This is a genomic window from Comamonas sp. A23, assembly GCF_004522605.1.
Lineage (GTDB): Bacteria > Pseudomonadota > Gammaproteobacteria > Burkholderiales > Burkholderiaceae_C > Comamonas > Comamonas thiooxydans.
The window spans coordinates 98,496-115,329 of the sequence record NZ_RSDT01000008.1 but is presented as its reverse complement, the minus strand read 5'-3'; the positions used below and the strand labels follow the sequence as shown (position 1 = coordinate 115,329).

General features: G+C 63.5%; 17 protein-coding genes. 9 read left to right on the top strand and 8 right to left on the bottom strand.

The features are described from left to right. Positions 1–100: 100 nt before the first annotated feature. Both EIC84_RS17890 and EIC84_RS17885 read right to left on the bottom strand, forming a co-directional pair. Complete coding sequence (locus tag EIC84_RS17890; RefSeq protein ID WP_003065663.1) at positions 101–514, bottom strand: VOC family protein; 414 nt, start codon at positions 512–514, stop codon at positions 101–103. Positions 515–558: 44 nt separating this feature from the next. Next, positions 559–1,218, bottom strand: coding sequence for a glutathione S-transferase (locus EIC84_RS17885; RefSeq protein WP_003065661.1), 660 nt, complete (start codon positions 1,216–1,218; stop codon positions 559–561). 115 nt (positions 1,219–1,333) lie between these two features. Between EIC84_RS17885 and EIC84_RS17880 the strand changes: the two genes are divergently transcribed. The 4 genes from EIC84_RS17880 to EIC84_RS17865 all read left to right on the top strand — a co-directional run bounded on the left by EIC84_RS17880 (position 1,334) and on the right by EIC84_RS17865 (position 4,734). Then, complete coding sequence (locus EIC84_RS17880) at positions 1,334–1,735, top strand: hypothetical protein (protein ID WP_080554142.1); 402 nt, start codon at positions 1,334–1,336, stop codon at positions 1,733–1,735. Positions 1,736–1,874: 139 nt separating this feature from the next. After that, the gene (locus tag EIC84_RS17875) at positions 1,875–2,390 is read left to right on the top strand and encodes a copper chaperone PCu(A)C (protein ID WP_003065656.1); all 516 of its coding nucleotides are present in this window, start codon (positions 1,875–1,877) and stop codon (positions 2,388–2,390) included. A 127-nt stretch (positions 2,391–2,517) separates the two neighbouring features. Next, on the top strand, positions 2,518–3,411 hold the full coding sequence (locus tag EIC84_RS17870) for a PhaM family polyhydroxyalkanoate granule multifunctional regulatory protein (RefSeq protein WP_003065654.1): 894 nt from the start codon (positions 2,518–2,520) through the stop codon (positions 3,409–3,411). A 72-nt stretch (positions 3,412–3,483) separates the two neighbouring features. Further along, entirely contained in the window at positions 3,484–4,734 is a 1,251-nt protein-coding gene (locus EIC84_RS17865; RefSeq protein ID WP_003065653.1) for an FIST N-terminal domain-containing protein, read from the top strand. 215 nt (positions 4,735–4,949) lie between these two features. On the opposite strand, the gene EIC84_RS17860 is transcribed toward EIC84_RS17865, so the two are convergent. The 5 genes from EIC84_RS17860 to EIC84_RS17840 all read right to left on the bottom strand — a co-directional run bounded on the left by EIC84_RS17860 (position 4,950) and on the right by EIC84_RS17840 (position 10,322). Further along, a complete protein-coding gene (locus EIC84_RS17860; RefSeq protein ID WP_003065652.1) occupies positions 4,950–6,104 on the bottom strand; it encodes a peroxidase-related enzyme in 1,155 nt (384 codons plus the stop codon). Between the two features lie 15 nt (positions 6,105–6,119). Next, positions 6,120–7,583, bottom strand: a complete 1,464-nt coding sequence (locus EIC84_RS17855; protein ID WP_003065651.1) for an NAD(P)-binding domain-containing protein — start codon at positions 7,581–7,583, stop codon at positions 6,120–6,122. Between the two features lie 182 nt (positions 7,584–7,765). Next, on the bottom strand, positions 7,766–8,776 hold the full coding sequence (locus tag EIC84_RS17850) for a tripartite tricarboxylate transporter substrate binding protein (RefSeq protein WP_003065641.1): 1,011 nt from the start codon (positions 8,774–8,776) through the stop codon (positions 7,766–7,768). 209 nt (positions 8,777–8,985) lie between these two features. Beyond that, complete coding sequence (locus EIC84_RS17845; protein ID WP_003059306.1) at positions 8,986–9,390, bottom strand: YXWGXW repeat-containing protein; 405 nt, start codon at positions 9,388–9,390, stop codon at positions 8,986–8,988. Positions 9,391–9,590: 200 nt separating this feature from the next. After that, positions 9,591–10,322 carry a helix-turn-helix transcriptional regulator gene (locus EIC84_RS17840; protein ID WP_003065639.1) on the bottom strand — a complete coding sequence of 244 codons (732 nt, stop codon included), beginning with the start codon at positions 10,320–10,322 and terminating at the stop codon, positions 9,591–9,593. 110 nt (positions 10,323–10,432) lie between these two features. On the opposite strand from EIC84_RS17840, the gene EIC84_RS17835 reads away from it, so the two are divergent. Both EIC84_RS17835 and EIC84_RS17830 read left to right on the top strand, forming a co-directional pair. Next, positions 10,433–11,233 (top strand): hypothetical protein, encoded by an 801-nt coding sequence (locus EIC84_RS17835; RefSeq protein WP_003065637.1) that lies wholly within the window; start codon positions 10,433–10,435, stop codon positions 11,231–11,233. Positions 11,234–11,338: 105 nt separating this feature from the next. Then, positions 11,339–13,291: an MFS transporter gene (locus EIC84_RS17830; protein WP_003065635.1), complete on the top strand. Its 1,953-nt coding sequence runs from the start codon at positions 11,339–11,341 to the stop codon at positions 13,289–13,291. A 10-nt stretch (positions 13,292–13,301) separates the two neighbouring features. Here EIC84_RS17830 and EIC84_RS17825 read toward each other — a convergent pair whose 3' ends face one another. Next, positions 13,302–13,994 (bottom strand): DUF3047 domain-containing protein, encoded by a 693-nt coding sequence (locus EIC84_RS17825; protein ID WP_003065633.1) that lies wholly within the window; start codon positions 13,992–13,994, stop codon positions 13,302–13,304. Positions 13,995–14,263: 269 nt separating this feature from the next. Here EIC84_RS17825 and EIC84_RS17820 point away from each other — a divergent pair, with 269 nt between their 5' ends. From EIC84_RS17820 to EIC84_RS17810, 3 genes are all read left to right on the top strand, one after another. Continuing rightward, positions 14,264–14,770, top strand: coding sequence for a hypothetical protein (locus tag EIC84_RS17820; RefSeq protein ID WP_003065632.1), 507 nt, complete (start codon positions 14,264–14,266; stop codon positions 14,768–14,770). Positions 14,771–14,791: 21 nt separating this feature from the next. Continuing rightward, positions 14,792–15,649: a DUF2145 domain-containing protein gene (locus EIC84_RS17815; protein ID WP_003065630.1), complete on the top strand. Its 858-nt coding sequence runs from the start codon at positions 14,792–14,794 to the stop codon at positions 15,647–15,649. Positions 15,650–15,719: 70 nt separating this feature from the next. Beyond that, a complete protein-coding gene (locus EIC84_RS17810; protein WP_003065628.1) occupies positions 15,720–16,820 on the top strand; it encodes a hypothetical protein in 1,101 nt (366 codons plus the stop codon). Positions 16,821–16,834: the final 14 nt, after the last annotated feature.

Genomic DNA, 16,834 nt, shown 5'->3' with positions numbered 1-16,834 from the left:
ACACTGGCGCAGTCCAAGCGCGAGACGGCCAGCTAGGGCCGCCCCGCAGCCAAGGTCGTCGTCCCCCTTTGGGGGAAGACGCGAAGCGGCTCAGAGGGGATCAGTGTTCGTAAACCGCGTCCCAGTTGGCAAATCCCTTGACCTCGATCGGATTGCCGCAGGGGTCGGTGAAGAACATGGTCCACTGCTCTCCGGGCTCGCCTTCAAAGCGCACCTGCGGCTCCAGAATGAAGGTGGTGCCGGCGGCTTTGAGGCGTTCGGCCAGGGCCAGCCAGTCGGGCTTGAGCAGGATCACGCCCAGATGGGGCATGGGCACCATATGGTTGCCGACCTTGCCGGTGTTGCTCACGGCAAAGGGCTGACCCAGATGCAGGGAGATCTGGTGGCCAAAGAAGTCGAAATCGACCCAGGTGTCGGTGCTGCGACCCTCGCGACAGCCGAGCACGCCGCCGTAGAAACGGCGGGCCTGGTCGAGATCGGTCACGTGGTAGGCAAGATGAAAAGCGCTTTGCATGATGGGCCCAAGCGTAGCATCACCGGGCCCGTACCCGGCACGCTTCAGCGCGCAGCCTTGGCCTGCATGCGTGCCATCAGCTCCTCGGTGTTTCGCTTGCGGTCGGCGTTGACCTTCTGCACCGTGGGACGCTCGCTCATGCGCGCCAGATAGTCGCGCACCGGCAGCTCGGCCAGCAGATCGCTGCCGCCCAGGATCTTGCTGGCGCTGCTGACCAGCGGCAGATGCACGATGGCGCTGCAGTCGGCCAGCGTGAAGCTGTCGCCCGCGATGAACGGGGTATCGAAGCGGGCCAGCTTGGCAAAGGCTGCGATGTTCTTTTTCAACTGCTCCAGCGTCTTGTCGCGTGTGCCATCACTGATCTTGCCGCCGAAGAAGGCCTGGGGATAGAGGTTGCGCGCCACCAGCTCCAGGTGCAGGTTCAGATAGACGCAAAGCTCACGCACCTTGGCGGCAGCAAAGGGGTCTGCGGGCAGCAGCGGCACCTTGCTGGACAGTGTTTCCACATATTCGATGATGGCGTCGGACTCGCTGATGGCGCCATGCTGGGTGCGCAGATACGGCACCTTGCCCAGCGGAGATTCCTCGGGGTTGGTGCTGCCCAGCCAGGCCAGCTCCTCGGCGAAGGGAATCTGCTTTTCCATCAAGGCCAGCTTGACCTTGTTGTAGTAGTTGCTGGCCGAAAATCCGCACAAAGTCAGCATGCTTGTCTCCTGATCGGTGGTTGTGAATAGGTATACGTGGCCAGTTATCGTAGAGGCAAGTGGCGCAAGCCCTGCGTCGCCAACCGGATAGCGGGCCGGCTTCTACAATCGCTCCATGCATTGGCGCGCACACCCTCCTCGGCACAAACCGGCAGCCCTTCTGGTTCGCAGGGTGCTGGGTGCGTGGTTCTGCGTGCTGCTGGTCAGCATGCTCACGCCCTGGGCGCGCGCCACGCCGCCTGCCGGCTGGGAGGCTGTGTGCACGGCCAGCGGCAGCACACACTGGGTGCCCAGCCCCGCCAGCGACGATGCCGCCACCCCACATGGACTGGATTGCGCGCTGTGCCTGCCGCTGCTGGCGCCGCCGCCAGCGCAGCAGCCAGATCCTGGCAGTCACCGCGCCGTTGTCGATGCCCGGCCCTGGGCCGATGTCGCTCACAGAGCTTTTATCTCCACCCTGCCGCCCGTACGTGCGCCGCCCTTTGAAACCCTGAAAAACATAGCTGAGGGCGCTTGATGGTCAAGCGTCTCAGATCGATTTGAGATTGACACGACTTATGCAAATCGGGCTCAAGCAAGGGCTTGGTTTCAAGGGGACCATCTTGATGCACTCTTGTTTGCGTAAGTCCAGACTGAATTTGAATGGAGATGGTTTCATGAATACGCGTCGTTTTACCGTGATGGCCCTGGGTTCGCTGGTCGCTTCGCTGCTGGTTTCGGGGGCCGCCTGGGCCCATGCCGATGCGGCCCATGTCAAGGTCGAGAACGCCTGGGCCCGCGCCAGCGTGGCGGGTCAGCAGGCTTCGGGGGCCTTTATGCGCCTGACGGCCCAGGAGCCGCTCAAGCTCGTGGGTGTGGAAACTACGGCCGCCGCCGTGGCCGAGGTGCACGAGATGAAGATGGAGGGCGATGTGATGCGCATGCGCGCCATCGAGGCCCTGGATCTGCCTCAGGGCGTGGCCGTGGATCTCAAGCCCGGCGGCTATCACCTGATGCTGCAGCAGCTCAAGGCCCCGCTGGTCAAGGACAGCCAGGTGCCCGTGACCCTGGTGTTCAAGGATGCCAAGGGCGCAGTGTCGCGCCTGAGCCTGCAACTGCCGGTGCGCGTGGCCGCCCCTGCGGCGGCCGGTGCTGGGCACCAGCATATGGGTCATGGTGCTCATCAGCATTGATGGCTTGAGCCAGGCGCGCGACCTGCTCCCTTGTTTGCAGCAAACATCGCAAGTGCAGTAAGCTAGTTCCGCGTCCGGTCTTGTCCGGATGCGGATTCTGGTATCCATCCCTGCAGTGGAGAGCACTATGAGCGGCGACGCATCGGCATTTGGTTTCGGCAAGTTCATTCCCGGCTTTGATTTTCTGCAGGGGCTGGCGCAAAGCGCTGGCGCTGCGGCCAATCCCATGGGCCGCGTGCCGCAATGGGTGGCTCCCACCGTAAGCGTGGAAGAGGTTGACAAGCGCATTGCCGAGCTGAAGGCCGTGCAGTTCTGGCTGGAGCAAAACAGCCGCGCCCTGGCTGCCACCATCCAGGCGCTGGAAGTGCAGCGCATGACGCTGTCCACGCTCAAGGACATGAATGTCAGCATGAGCGAGCTGGCCAAGTCCTTTCCTTTCCCCGGTGCAGCGCCGGCAGAGCCCGCAGCGACCGGCAATGCCGGCTGGCCCATGGGAAGTGCCACGGCCACGGCCAAGGCTGCGGTTGCAGAGCCGCTGGCAAACCCTGCGCCCGAGCCTGAAGCACAGGCTGCGGCGCAAGAGGAGCAGAACCATGCCAAGGCTCAGGCAGAGCCGCCTTCTCAGGCTGCCTTGAACCAGGCCATGCAATGGTGGGGAGCGCTGACCCAGCAGTTCCAGCAGATTGCGGCCAAGGCCATGGCAGAGCCCGTTCCGCCCGAGACGCTGGCCGCTGCCCAGCGCGCCACCGAGATGGCCAGCGGTTTTGCCAAGTCCACCATGGAAAAGGTGATGGCACAGGCAGGCGGTTTTGGCGCTGCAGCTGCGGCAAAAACTGCGGCGACAGGTGCGGCAAAGAGCGCCGCGGCAGCCGAGCCCAGGCCTGCACGCAAGGCGGCGGCCAAGACCGGTCAACCCAAAACGGCAGCCAGCAAAACGGCAGCCGCTAAAAAAACTGCTGCCAAGCAGCCTGCCGCCAAAAAGACTGCAGCCAAAACCTCTGCTACCTCGCGCAAGCCCTGAGCAATCCCTTCCCGCTAAGGTGGAAAATCGTGGTTGCAAGGCATCCACGCTCCAGCAAGAACAGGAGGGCTTATGTCACTGTTTCCCGTCGCTCATGCCAGCCATGAAGACTGGCGCGCTGCGACTGAGCAAGTCGTGCTGCAGCTGCGTGGGCAGTTGCTGCGCCAGTCACTGCAGCCGCACCGGCTGGGTCTGGTCTATATCGCGCAGGGGCTGGTGCCCCATGCGCAGCCCTTGCTGGCGCTGCTGGCGCGCGAGTTGCCCCAGGTCACCGACTGGGTGGGCAGCTCCGGTCACGCCGTACTGGCCATGGAGCACGAGTATTCCGAAAGCTCCTCGCTGGCGGTCATGCTGCTGGACCTGCCTGCCGCCCATTACCGCGTCTATTCAGGCGTGGCACCGCTGGCGCAAAGCGGTGCCGAAGCCGGATTCGAGGCGCATTCGGCCCTGGTGCACTCCAGCATCGATCAGCCTGATCTCGCTGAGTTGCTGCTGGAGCTGTCCGAGCGCATCAGCTCTGGAAATCTGTTCGGGGCGCTCAGCAGCGAGCAGGGCGTGCAGTTCGCCTGTCGTGCCGAAGACCTGCCCCGGCTGAGGGCGCAGGCCAGCGTCGGCATTTTTCATGCCGGCTTTTCCGGCGTGGCCTTCGATGCCGATGTAGCCTGTATCTCAAGACTGGCCCAGGGCTGCGCGCCTTTGGGTGCGGGGCTCGAAATTACCGAGGCCAGAGGCCCGGTGGTGCTGGAGCTCGAAGGCGAGCCTGCCTTGCCCCGACTGCTGCAGATGCTGGATGTGGAAGCCAGCCCCAGCGCAGGAGGCGGCTGGCAGGCTGCGCTGTCGCAACTGCGCAAGACACAGGCCGCGATTGCCCCGCTGGGCCGGGGTCTGGAGCGCGGGGCGCTCACCGACGAGGCCCAGGTGCTGCATATCGTGGGGCTGGATCCGGTGCGCCAGGGCGTTGCGCTGTCGTCGCCCGTGGAGGCCGAGCATACGGTGATCTTCTGCCAGCGCCAGAGCAGCGCGGCCCGTCATGAGCTGATGCAGATGGGCGCGGCCCTCAAGGATGCGCTGCAGCCCGACTTTGCCGATGCCGGCCCCGAGACCATGGCCGAGGCGGCCCAGCCCCAGCATATACGCGGTGCGATCTATGTGAGCAGCAAGGGCCGAGGCAGCGAGCTGTTTGGCGGAGCCGATGCCGAGCTCAAGCTGCTGCGCCATGCGCTGGGGCCGGTGCCTCTGATCGGCCTGGTGGCCGAGGCACAGCTGATGGATGCGCATGTGCATCAGCTGGCCGGCGTGCTGACGGTGTTCACCGGTAAATAGCCTGAAATTTGATAGCTGCTAACGTTTGATTCAAATGGTTTTCAAAATCAATTGACTCTGAAGTCATGAATTAATCGGCACAAGCAGCTATCAAAAAAAGATGTTCACCCCAAAAGCTGGCGCGGCCTGAAATCAGCGATGCCGAGCAAGAGCCGTGTCGCGGCGATGGCATCGCCCCCCTCCGCGAAGCAGAGAGGGGGAAGCGGCGGGGCCGCTCAGGGGGTGGAATACAGTTCCACGCCCAGATTCAGCATCAGGCGATTGGCCCAGCCGAACAGTGCGGCTGAGTGCAGCATGTCCAGGATTTCCAGATCGGACAGACCTGCATCACGCAGCGGCTGCAGATTCTGCGGACCAAAGCCGCCCGGCGCACGCGTCAGTGTCAGCGAAGCCTGGATGATGGCGCGCTCGCGGGCATTGGTGCCGGCGGTTTCGGGCTCGTCAAACAGCTGGGCCATCACATCGTTGCGCTTGGCCAACTGCTCGAAGCGCTGGGCATGCACCGAAGCGCAGTACACGCAGCCGTTGGAGCGAGAGACGGCCGTGGCCGCCACTTCGCGCTCGGCGCGGGACAGGCCGCCGGGCGCATACATGATGGCGTTGAAGGCCTGGGAGCGCTCCAGCAGCACCTGGGGCTGGCGGGCCAGCAGCAGATAGAAGTCCATGCTCTTGGCCTTGGGGTGGCTGACTTCCAGCACATGCTGCTGCTCGGGCGTGGCGGTGCGGGGGTCCAGCACCTGCAGCCAGGCCTTCCAGTCCAGCGTTTCGCTGGTGAAGCCGTTGCGGCGCAGCGGCTCGCCGGGCGGCGGCAGGTTGGCGGGGTGGACAAAGGGCGCGGCATCGACAGGCTGGGCGGCAGGCGCTTCGGTCACGCCGCCCAGCTCGCCCATGGCCTTCACACCCGCCAGCAGGCGGGCCTGATAGGCCACAAAGCCGATCAGCTGGGCCAGCAGCACGGTGTCGTTGAGCGACAGGCCGGCGGCCGGAATGGCCAGCAGCGCAGCCTGATCGCTCTGGGCCGGGTTCAGGGCCAGCGTGCGCACAAAGTGCAGCATGGCGTCCAGGCGCGCATTGCCGGTCTGGGCGCCGGGCTGATCGAGGATGGAGCGCAGCTCGGGCGTGATGGCGTCGCCCAGGGCCTCGGCGCGCGCACGGTATTCGGCTTCCAGCACGGTCACGCCGCTGACGCGGGCCTGCTCGGCAGCCAGCACCAGGCGCTCGGCCTGGGTCAGCGCGCTGTCCAGTTGATTGCCCAGCAGCAGGTCTTCGCAGGCCTGGGTGGCCAGAGCGACTTTTTCGCGCTCGTGGCGGGTGGTGAATGTGGGGCTGCCTTGCTCAAGGCCGGCCAGTCGGTCTATGGTGTCTGTCATGCGAAGTCTCGTGATTTAGGGTTGCAGCTGCCGGATGCGCGCAGCGCTGTCGGCTGCGGTCCATTCTGTGCCCTCCAGTTCGGGCTCGGCATAGGCCTTGAGCTTGTCGAAGTGCTGCTCGATATCGTCCAGATAGAACAGCGAGGCCAGGCCCTGGGCCAGCTTGCGCGCCCCATCGCTGATGGCGGGAATATCGCCCGACACCGTGCCGTGCGAGAGCGCAGCGGGGTAGCAGAAGCAGTGAATATGGTCGAGACCGGGTAGCTCGCCCTGGAACTCGAACAGCGGTCCCAGATCGGGCGATGCCGACAGCTCGGCATCCTCATCGGCGGCCTCGGGCGTGAAGCGGCTGTTCCACAGCTTTACATGCGGCGCGATGTCGGCAAACTCGGGACGCAGGCTCCAGTCGATGGCAAAGCCCGTGGAGACGATGAGAAAGTCCAGCACGAACACGCCGGCCGAGGTCTGCACCTGCAGCTTGTTGCCCGCTTTTTCCACACTCTGCACGGCGCAGCCCAGGTTGAAGAAGGCGTTGTCATGGCGCGAGACGCGCAGCGTGCTGCCGTGCGGCGGCGGCACCTGCTGGGCGTTGATGTAGTGGCGGATGCGCCATTTCCAGGCATCGGGCAGCAGATACTGGCCGTGGGTCAGGCCGGGCACGCCCGATCCCTTGGATTTGTTGATCAGCGGCAGCTGCTGGCGGCGGATCAGCATGTCCACGCTGGCCGCGCCGTTTTCGAGGGCCGTCGCCGCGCTGTCCATGGCCGAAGCCCCGGCACCGACCACGCCCACATGCTTGCCCGCCAGCGTGGCGTAGTCCATGGCATCGGAGGAATGGGCCCAGAACTTCCTGTCCACGCCCCGCATGAAGGCGGGAACCGTTGCGCCGCCCAGACCGTCGCGGCCCGTGGCCAGCACCAGGCGGCGGGTTTGCCAGGTGGCGATTACGCCATTGGCCTTGACATCGACTTCCACCACGTCATCGGCCTGCGGACGCACGGCAACGACTTCATGGCCGTTGCGTACATCGGCGTTGGTCACGCGGCGGTACCAGCGCAGATAGTCCATCCACTGCAGGCGCGGGATCTTGTCCAGCGCCGTCCAGGCATCCAGACCGAACTGGGCGATGAACCAGGCGCGAAAGGATAGTGAGGGGATGCCCATGGCCGGGCCGGTCAGTTCCTTGGGCGAACGCAAGGTTTCCATGCGCGCCGTGGTGGCCCAGGGACCTTCGAAGTCCAGCGGCGACTTGTCCAGCAACACGGGCTTGATGCCGACCTGACCCAGCGCCACATGCAGGGCCAGACCGGCCTGACCGGCGCCGATGATGACCACGTCATGCACGGGCAGATCGCGGCGGGTGGAGGGAGGAATCCAGGCCTTGGCAGGCCAGCCCAGCGTGAGCAGATCGTCGCGCAGGCGTTCTTCCAGCGTTGCCAGCCCCGATGTGGCGGCTGTCGTAGAAGGTGAAATTGACATAGCTAAAACCCAAAAGCGTCTGAGGCTTGAGCCGCAGACGCATCAAACAAACACCGATAACGCAATACTGGCACGATACAAGCCAGGGCTCCGAGCAAGAGCCGCCTCGCGGCGAAGGAGCCGTCCCCCTCCCGATGCAACGCATCGAGAGAGGGGGAAGCCGCGCAGCGGCTCAGGGGGTGTCAATCAATACTTATTTTGGCATCCTTGACCACCTTGGCCCATTTGATGCGATCTTCATGCACGGTCTTCTTGAACTGCTCGGGTGTCTCTTCGCGGATGGTGTTGCCCTGGGAGACAAAGCGCTCGCGCACCTCGGGCTGCTTGAGCACGTCGTTGACCGCCAGGTTGAGCTTCTTGACGATGACCGGGTCCGTGCCCTTGGGCGCGAAGATGCCGAACCAGATGGAGCTGTTGAAGCCCTTGGTGCCCGGCAGGCCGCTGGCAGCAATGGTGGGTACTTCCTTGACGGCTTCCACGGGCTTGGCAGTGGTCACGCCCAGCAGGCGCACCTTGCCGGCCTTGTAGTGGCTCAGCACGGTCTGCACCTGGTTCATGATGCAGCAGGTCTCGCCGCGCAGCACCGAGGTGATGGCTTCGGGGCCGCCCTTGTAGGGCACATGCACCATGTCCAGGCCCAGACGCGAGTTGAACTCGGCAAACGCCATATGGGTGCCTGCGCCATTGCCGGTGGAGGCGTAGTTGTACTTGCCGGGATGGGCCTTGACCTCGTCAACGAACTCCTTGAGGGTCTTGACGTTGATCACATTGGGATTGATGGTCAGCACATTGGCCACGTCCACCAGCGGTGCGACGGGCACAAAGTCGGCCTCCACGTCGAAGGGTAGCTTTTTGTAGAGCGCGGCATTGCTGCCATGGGTGGCGGCGGTGCCGAAGTAGATGGTGTAGCCATCGGGTTTGGCGCGGGCCACGAACTCGCTGCCGATATTGCCGGCGGCGCCGCTCTTGTAGTCAATGATCACGGGCTGGCCCAGGATCTTGCCCAGCGGCTCCTGTGCCACGCGGCCGATCACGTCCACACCCGAGCCGGCGTTGAAGCCCATGATCATGGTGATGGGCTGATGCGGATAGCTGGCGGCACCGGGATCGGCCGCCTGGCTGGCCAGGGGAAACAGGGCGGCGGCCGCCGTTGTGGCAACAAGACCGGAGATGAAACGGGGCAGCAAACGCATGATGGGACTTGTCCAGAGGAACCTTGAATGCTGTGAATTGTGTCCGTAATTTAATGATTTGCTTCTATATGCTTATGCAGCATTAAGCTTGTGGGGTTAATGCAAAAAAGCCCAGATCTCTTGCGAGACATGGGCTGAAATCCGCTGGAAAGTGATGACTCGGAGGGCCAGCGGAGGGAGCGATCAGGGCTTAAAGCTTCAACAGGCTTTTAGCGGCGATAGGGGTTGTGGGGGTTGCGGTCATGGCGGTTGGGCACACCGTCGCCATCCCTGTCCCAGCGGCTGGCGCGGTAGTCCCAGCGGTTGCCGTGCTGCACCCAGACGGGCTGGCGGTACACATAGCCAGGGCGGTTCTGCACCCAGTGGCCGGCGCGCCAGACATGGCGATGGCCGCGCGGTTCCCAGTAACCAGGAGCCCAGACATAGCCACGGCGCGGAGCGGGCACGGCTTCATAGCGGACCGGGGGCGGTGCGTTGAACTGCACGTTCACATAGGCGCCCTGGCTGGCACCCGCCCAGTAAGCGCTTTGGGCCTGTGCACTACCGGCAAAGCCCAGCAAGGCGAGTGCGCCTGCGGCAGCGACGGTGTGGATGGTGTTGCGGATTGTCAGCATATACGCCTCCTTCATGGGTAGCGGGCTGTCTGTGGGTCCAGGCATCCCTTGGGCTCCATGTTGGAAGGCCAGCGTCAACCGCGGGTTGCCGCCGTGCGAAGTCTTGCAATCTTGTGTGTCTGTTTGGTGAAGAATGTATAAAACAGGCGGATAACGCAGATGCAGCAAGCGCATTTAGCTACATATTTTGGAGTGACAGTCTACCGGCGCAAGGCCGCAAAGGCGGGCAGCTCCCATTTGCGCATGCCCAGCACCAGGGTGTAGCCCTCGATCTTGTTGGGCCCCAGGCGCTGATCCTGCAGATGCTGCTGCGAGAAGTCCTGACCGATGCGCTGGATGCGCTCCACGAAGCTGGGCGCCAGGCTGGGGGCGATGGAGCCGTGCACCAGCAGCATGGTCTCGTCCTCGCCGGCAAAAGTGCCGCCAAAGTAGTCCAGCACGGCGTTCTCGCGGAAGAAGTCCATCACCGGGCCGTTGGTCTGCCAGCGGAAGGTCTTGGCCAGGCGCAGCTTGTAGCGGTTGCCAGGACGCAGCTCGATGATGCCGATGCGGTCCAGTTGCGCCAGATAGCCTATGCCCTCGGGCTCGCTTATGCGGTAGGTGGCGACTATCTGCTCCAGCGTCCACTGGCTGAGCACGCAGATGGCCGTGAGCAGCAGCTTGCGGTCGGCAACCACGGCAATCTCCTGCTCGCGCGTGATCTGCTGCAGCAGCGGTCGACTATCGGCCACATTGCGGGCCAGATCGGCAAAGTCCAGGTGCAGGGCGCGGCAGATCTCGTCAATGCGCGACAGCGGCATGTCGCCCTTGGCCAGCATGCGCTTGACGCTGGATTCGGCCATGCCTATGGCCTGGGCCAGGTCGGCATAGGTCATCTGCGCGGCCTTGAGTTCTTTCTTGATGGCGGTGACGAGATCGGCAGTCGTGCTCATGGTATCGGTTGGTAGTACTGGCAGTGCAGCGGTATGAGGCAAGTTTAGAAGATTGATGCCGCTGCTTCGGCGGGTTTCCATACTGCGCGGCAAACACAAAGGGACGCACCATGCAACTGCACAACTCATCGATACCGGCCGTGGAAATGACGAGCCCCGAGACCTCGGGCACGCTGGAGCAGCGCTTTGCCTTGTTCGGGTGCATGGCCTTGCTGTTCACGCTGGCGCTGCTGATGCCTGGCATGGCTCAGCCCGAGCACTACCACGCCTTTGCCGACCGGCGCGGCTGGCTGGGCGTGCCGCATGCGGCCGATGTGTTGAGCAATCTGGGGTTTGTGCTGGCGGGACTGGCGGGCTGGGTCGCACTGGCGCGTGCCGACTATCAAAAGCTCAACGGCACGGCGCGTGCCCTGTGCGCCCTGTTCTTCACGGGCCTGCTGTGCTCGGGGGCAGGGTCTGCGTACTATCACTGGGCACCGCAGGATTCGAGCCTGGTCTGGGACCGGCTGGGCATGAGCCTGGCTTTCGCCGGCTTGCTGGGCCTGGCGGTACAGACGCGCATTGACGACATCAGCGCCCGCATCACTGCCGGAGTACTGCTGGTGGCCGCACCTGCCAGCGTGGCGGTCTGGGCGCAGACCAGCAATGTGCTGCCCTGGGTGCTGGTGCAAGGCGGCGGCATGCTGACTCTCCTGTGGCTGGCCTTTGTGGCACCGCGTCGTCATGCGCTGCCCATGGAGCTGGGCTGGGTTCTCGGCTTGTACCTCGTTGCCAAGCTGCTGGAGTTCTCGGACGGCGATGTCTTCGATGTGACCGCGCACTCAATCTCCGGCCACAGCCTCAAGCACTGGATGGCCGCCGCTGCCGCATGGCCTGTGCTGCGTGCCTTGCTCCAGTGGCGCGAGTCGTAATATTCATAGCGGCGGGCGCATGTTCAACAAGCGTCAGCCGCATAAAACCTACAAAAAAATCCGGGCAAGTTGGCACAATGCCAGCAGCGCCACAGGGAGAGATCCATGAATTCCACGCCGACCGTGCATACGGCCGCCGCTGCACAGCAGCATGCCCACCCCAACCAGTTCGCCCTGCTGGGCCAGCGCCGCTTTGCGCCGTTTTTCTGGACGCAGTTTGCCGGTGCGGGCAATGACAATCTCTTCAAGTTCGCCTTCACGGTGATGGTTACCTATCAGCTCAGCGTCTCGTGGCTGCCGCCTTCCATGGCGGGCCTGGTGATCGGTGCGCTGTTCACCCTGCCTTATCTGCTGTTTTCGGCCACTTCGGGGCAACTGACCGACAAGTGGGACAAGACCCGCATGTTCCGCCTGGTCAAGAATCTCGAGATCGCCATCATGTTGATCGCGGCCTGGGGCTTTGTCCAGGCCAATGTGCCGGTGCTGCTGCTGTGCGTGTTCCTCATGGGGCTGCACTCCACGCTGTTCGGCCCCGTCAAGTTCGCCTATCTGCCCCAGGTGCTCAACGACCGCGAACTCACGGGCGGCAACGGCATGGTGGAGATGGGCACTTTTGTCGCCATCCTGCTCGGTCAGGTCGCTGGCGGCCTGCTGATCGCCGTGCCCGAGGTCGGTCATATGCAGGTCGCCATGGCCTGCGTGGCCGTCGCGGTCGTGGGCCGCATCTGCGCGCAGTTCATCCCTCATGCGCCCGCGACCGATCCGGGCCTGGTCATCAACTGGAACCCGTTCACCGAAACCTGGCGCAACCTCCAGCTGGCACGCCAGCAGCCCGTGGTGTTCCGCTCGCTGCTGGGCATCAGCTGGATGTGGTTTTTCGGCGCGGTGTTTCTCTCGCAGTTCCCCAGTTTCGCCAAGGAGGTGCTGCATGGCGACGAGCATGTGGCATCGCTGCTGCTGGTGATCTTCTCGGTGGGCATAGGCATCGGCTCGCTGCTGTGCGAAGTGTTCAGCCGTCGTCAGGTGGAGATCGGCCTGGTGCCGCTGGGCGCGATTGGCATGAGCGTGTTTGCGATTGATCTGTTCTTTGCCACGCGCGCGCTGCCGCCCTCCGAGCTGATGGGCGTGAACGCCTTTTTTGGAGAGGCCAAACACTGGCGCGTGATGCTGGATCTGGGCCTGCTGGCGCTGTCGGCGGGCATTTACAGCGTGCCCATGTATGCGCTGATCCAGATGCGCAGCCAGCCCACGCACCGCGCGCGCATCATCGCGGCCAACAATATCCTGAACGCGCTGTTCATGATCGCCTCGGCGGTGCTGGCCGGTGCCCTGCTGGCCGCAGGTTGCAGCATTCCCCAGGTGTTTCTGATCACCGGCATTGCCAACGCCATCGTGGCGCTCTATGTGTTCCTGCTGGTGCCCGAATATCTGCTGCGCTTTGTGGCCTGGGTCATTACCCACTTTGTCTACCGCTTCAAGGTGCGCGGCGACGAGCATATTCCGCGCGATGGTGCGGCCGTGCTGGTCTGCAACCATGTGAGCTTTGTCGACGCCATCTTGCTCATGGCGGCCAGCCCGCGCCCCATCCACTTCGTGATGGATCACCGCATCTTTCAGACGCCGGTGCTGGGCTGGCTGTTCAAGCTGGCCAAGGCGATCCCGATCGCGCCGCACAAGGAGGACCCTGCGACCTATGAAGCCGCGTTCGCACGGGCCGCGGAGGTGCTGCGCGAGGGCGATCTGCTGGCCATCTTCCCCGAGGGCGGCATCACCTTCAATGGCGAGCTGCAACCCTTCAAGGGCGGCATCATGAAGATTCTCGACCATGCGCGAGACGACGGCCTGCAGGTTCCCGTCATTCCCATGGCGCTGACCAATCTCTGGGGCTCCTACTTCAGCCGCATCGAGCTGCGCGGCGGCAGGAATGTGGCCATGGTCAAACCGCTGCGCCGCGGCCTGTTCAATCGCGTGGGGCTGGAAGTGGGCGAGCCCGTGGCGGCTGCCTCTGTCACGCCGGCCCTGCTGCAGCAGAACGTGGCGGATTTGCTCCGGCGTTGAGGCGGAAAGATCAGGGCAGGAGCCGGATATCACCCATGTAGGCCAGTCCTTCGCCATGGGTGTTGTCCGAGTCTGCCGAGACGGTGACGCCGATGATGGTGGGCATGGCCTGGGACTCGTCGCCAAAGGCGTGCAGATAGTCGGACGCCAGGTTGCGCTGTTCCGCCACCCACTGGCCTTTGTGCGTGCTGCCGCTTTGCAGCACGATATAGCGCATGCGATGCGTGAACGCGTTGTGCATGACCGTGCCTGTGGGTTGCTTATTGTCCCAGACATAGCACAGCGTCTCGGCCGGAATATCCTCTCCGGTGCTGATTTTTCCCAGGCGCAGCTTGGCCCGTTCACCAAAGCTCAGCTGCGATTTGTCAAAGTCGAATGATATGCAGAGCTTGAGCGCCGCATCGTCACCGGCTCTGGTTTTGATATCGGCCTTGTCGATCAGCTGATCCACGCGCCAGCGCCACTGCAGTTGCAGATCGGGCGAAGCAGTCAGGTGCAGCGTGTGAACCATATTGCCATAGGCGTCCTGTGTGCTCACGCGCAGCACATGCCCGCCATCCTGGTCCACCACATTGAAGGCCGTCGGGTTCTTGTTGGGCAGGGCGGCAAAGTGCCAGGGCCCTCCCAGAGGGCCCGGCGGCATCTGCGAAAAAGCAGGAATGCTGCTGCCCTGCGCCAGTGCCGAGACAGCTAGCGTGGACATGGCCGTGGCGAGCGCTGCTGCAAGCCGGCTTTGCCGGCGTGAAGGTTGGTGCAGGGCGAAGGTCTGAGAGTGAAGCCGCATGGATTGCCTGATGATTTTTGAAAGTTGTGGGCGCGGGAGTGGGGCAAGATGTGCAAGCTGCAACTGGTTTGAGCACTGGCCGTGGGCGGGAAGTATCGCTTCTCGATACTGCGAGACCTGCCGCTTGCCGATTTTGACAAAACACAGGGCCAAAGTTTCGGGCGCATGGATGATTCGTTCGTCGCCGCATGCAAATCGCGGCCCATTTCAACAACCACCGGGAGCCATTTGTGATCAACGTCCTGACCTTTATCCGTCCTCTTCGCAACGGCCTGTGCGCCCTGGGCGCGGCCTTTGCCTTGCTGGGCGGCAGCGCAGTCCACGCCCAGAGCGAAGCCTCTCTGGTGCTGTCGGCCCTGCCTGTGGCATCGGTGGTTGCAGCGGCATCGGGTGGCGCTTCGGAGGAAGTCGTGGCAATCCCCCTGTTTCTGTCGGCGGCAGGTGCATCCGTGATCGTTGAGGCCGTGGAAAGCAGTGCCACAGGCGTGACCTATGTGCTCAAGAATGTGGCCGACGGCACCTCGGCCGTGGTCAAGGTCTCCGGCCAGGCCGCAGGCGCGCTGTCGGTCGGCGTGGGCACGGTGGTGCAAACCAGCGCCACGGCGGCCGGCGTGATTCTGTCCACGGCAGGCAAGGTGCTGGCCTTCATCCCCAACGAAATCGGCAAGGCGCTGATGCACAACGAGCGTCTGTAATTCAAGAAGCTGGAGGCTCGCATGATCAAGGAAGCTACAAGCGTTGTACACGCCATGGCGCCCGCTCGACGCGCCGGCATGCCCATTCACGGCCCTGTGGCGCTGGCGCTGGGCGCCGCGCTGATTGCCTGGGCGGGCTCGGCCCAGGCCGGCCGCAGCTGTGAAGACCGTCCGCTGACCGCCGATGTGATGGCCAAGGGGCTGAATCTGGCCGCGCGCACCGCCAAGGCGCTGGACGCCGAATTCCAGAAGAACGGCACCCAGGTCGTGTTGCTGGCGCGGCAAGGGCAGGACTTGAGCAAATACGATCTCAAGTACTCGCACTATGGCTGGGCCTACAGAACGCCTGCCGGCCCCTGGCGCGTGGCCCACAAGCTCAACGAGTGCGGCACTGCATCCGGCCATATCTACCGCCAGGGCCTGGGCGAGTTCTTTCTTGACGATATGTGGCGCTATGAAGCCGCCATCCAGATCCCGACACCGGCGGTGCAGCAGGCCCTGCTCAAGTTCCTGAACGCTCCCACGGTGCTGCGCCTGCAAAACGAGCCCTACAGCATGGTCAGCTATGTCTGGAGCAGCAAATACCAGCAGTCGAACCAATGGGCGACCGAGACGCTGGCAGCCGCCATGGAGCCGGCGGCGATTCAGAACCGCGCACAGGCTCAGGCCTGGTTGCAGTCCAAGGGCTATGAGCCCAGCGCGCTCATCATCCGGGCGTTCTCGCGACTGGGCGGGCGCATGACGGCTGCCAATATCGCGTTTGACGATCATCCGAATGAAAAGCGCTTTGCCAGCCGCATCGAGACGGTGACGGTGGACTCCGTGACCCAGTGGTTGCAGCGCACGCAACTGGCATCGGCCGTGCGCACCGTGCAGTGAGTTTGAGCCTTTTTGGCTTCAAGGCCCTGCTGAGTATGCGCATGGTGCTACGTTTTTGGAGTAATTGAAAATGAGCAAGTCTCTGCGTTTGCCCGAGAAATGGTTTCGCCGCGGCCTCTGGCTGGTCGCGTTGGTGTTTGCCTTCTTCCTGATCGGTCTGGGTGGGCTGGTGGTGGGCAACCTGCCGCAGCCCGATCGCTCGCTGGAGATCGAGTCTTTTATTCCTGAGGCTGATGCACAGCGTGTGCAGGCCGAAATCGACCAGGCCCGGAAGACGGCCGGCGTGACCCAGAAGGCCCTGGACAGGGCCCAGCTCAAGTTCGACGCCGAGCGTGCGCGCTACCAGTCGGCGCGCGACACCTTTGACAACTGGGTGGCGACCCGCCGGGCCACGGAGCGCCCCGAGCAGGACGCCGAGTTGGTCGCACGCAGCAAGGCGCTGGATGCACTCAAGCAGGCCGAAGACATAGCCCGCCAGGAGCGCGAGAAAGAGGCCCAGACCAATCTGGAGGCCAATCAGGCAGTCTCCAACGCCGAGGCCGAGATGAGCAGTCTGCGCGAGCAGGCCTATCCCCAGTATGAAGCCGCCATGCGCGCCAGCGAGCTGCGCGTGTTTCTGTTCCGTCTGGCCATCACCTTGCCCCTGCTGGGCGTGGCGGGCTGGCTGTTCGCCAAGAAGCGCAAGAGCACCTGGTGGCCATTTGTCTGGGGCTTTATCTTTTTTGCGCTGTTCGCCTTCTTTGTCGAGTTGGTACCTTATCTGCCCGACTACGGCGGCTATGTGCGCTATATCGTAGGCATTTTGGTGACGGTATTGCTGGGGCGCTATGCCATTCTTGCGCTCAACCGCTATCTGGAAAAACAGAAGCTGCAGGAGTCTCTGCCCGAAGAGCAGCGCCGTGAAGAACTGAGTTATGACGTGGCGCTGGAGCGCCTGTCCAAGAATGTGTGCCCGGGCTGCGAGCGCCCGGTGGATCTCAAGAACACCGAGATCGACTTCTGCCCTCACTGCGGTATCGGCCTGTTCGACCATTGCGGCAGCTGCAATACCCGCAAGAGCGCGTTCTCACGCTTTTGCCATAGCTGCGGCACTGCGGCGGGGAAGATCCTGCCGCGTCTGGATGCCGCACCCGCAGTCCAGGTCACACCCGAGACGAATGATGTTCCGTGACCATGGACTGGCCG

What these genes read in the sequence shown, in the direction of transcription:
- EIC84_RS17820 (WP_003065632.1), top strand. Translation starts at nt 14,264, where the DNA reads ATGCAAATCGCGGCCCATTTCAACAACCACCGGGAGCCATTTGTGATC.
- EIC84_RS17840 (WP_003065639.1), bottom strand. Translation starts at nt 10,322, where the DNA reads ATGAGCACGACTGCCGATCTCGTCACCGCCATCAAGAAAGAACTCAAG.
- EIC84_RS17870 (WP_003065654.1), top strand. Translation starts at nt 2,518, where the DNA reads ATGAGCGGCGACGCATCGGCATTTGGTTTCGGCAAGTTCATTCCCGGC.
- EIC84_RS17815 (WP_003065630.1), top strand. Translation starts at nt 14,792, where the DNA reads ATGATCAAGGAAGCTACAAGCGTTGTACACGCCATGGCGCCCGCTCGA.
- EIC84_RS17810 (WP_003065628.1), top strand. Translation starts at nt 15,720, where the DNA reads ATGAGCAAGTCTCTGCGTTTGCCCGAGAAATGGTTTCGCCGCGGCCTC.
- EIC84_RS17860 (WP_003065652.1), bottom strand. Translation starts at nt 6,104, where the DNA reads ATGACAGACACCATAGACCGACTGGCCGGCCTTGAGCAAGGCAGCCCC.
- EIC84_RS17855 (WP_003065651.1), bottom strand. Translation starts at nt 7,583, where the DNA reads ATGTCAATTTCACCTTCTACGACAGCCGCCACATCGGGGCTGGCAACG.
- EIC84_RS17890 (WP_003065663.1), bottom strand. Translation starts at nt 514, where the DNA reads ATGCAAAGCGCTTTTCATCTTGCCTACCACGTGACCGATCTCGACCAG.
- EIC84_RS17865 (WP_003065653.1), top strand. Translation starts at nt 3,484, where the DNA reads ATGTCACTGTTTCCCGTCGCTCATGCCAGCCATGAAGACTGGCGCGCT.
- EIC84_RS17825 (WP_003065633.1), bottom strand. Translation starts at nt 13,994, where the DNA reads ATGTCCACGCTAGCTGTCTCGGCACTGGCGCAGGGCAGCAGCATTCCT.
- EIC84_RS17875 (WP_003065656.1), top strand. Translation starts at nt 1,875, where the DNA reads ATGAATACGCGTCGTTTTACCGTGATGGCCCTGGGTTCGCTGGTCGCT.
- EIC84_RS17830 (WP_003065635.1), top strand. Translation starts at nt 11,339, where the DNA reads ATGAATTCCACGCCGACCGTGCATACGGCCGCCGCTGCACAGCAGCAT.
- EIC84_RS17835 (WP_003065637.1), top strand. Translation starts at nt 10,433, where the DNA reads ATGCAACTGCACAACTCATCGATACCGGCCGTGGAAATGACGAGCCCC.
- EIC84_RS17885 (WP_003065661.1), bottom strand. Translation starts at nt 1,218, where the DNA reads ATGCTGACTTTGTGCGGATTTTCGGCCAGCAACTACTACAACAAGGTC.
- EIC84_RS17845 (WP_003059306.1), bottom strand. Translation starts at nt 9,390, where the DNA reads ATGCTGACAATCCGCAACACCATCCACACCGTCGCTGCCGCAGGCGCA.
- EIC84_RS17850 (WP_003065641.1), bottom strand. Translation starts at nt 8,776, where the DNA reads ATGCGTTTGCTGCCCCGTTTCATCTCCGGTCTTGTTGCCACAACGGCG.
- EIC84_RS17880 (WP_080554142.1), top strand. Translation starts at nt 1,334, where the DNA reads ATGCATTGGCGCGCACACCCTCCTCGGCACAAACCGGCAGCCCTTCTG.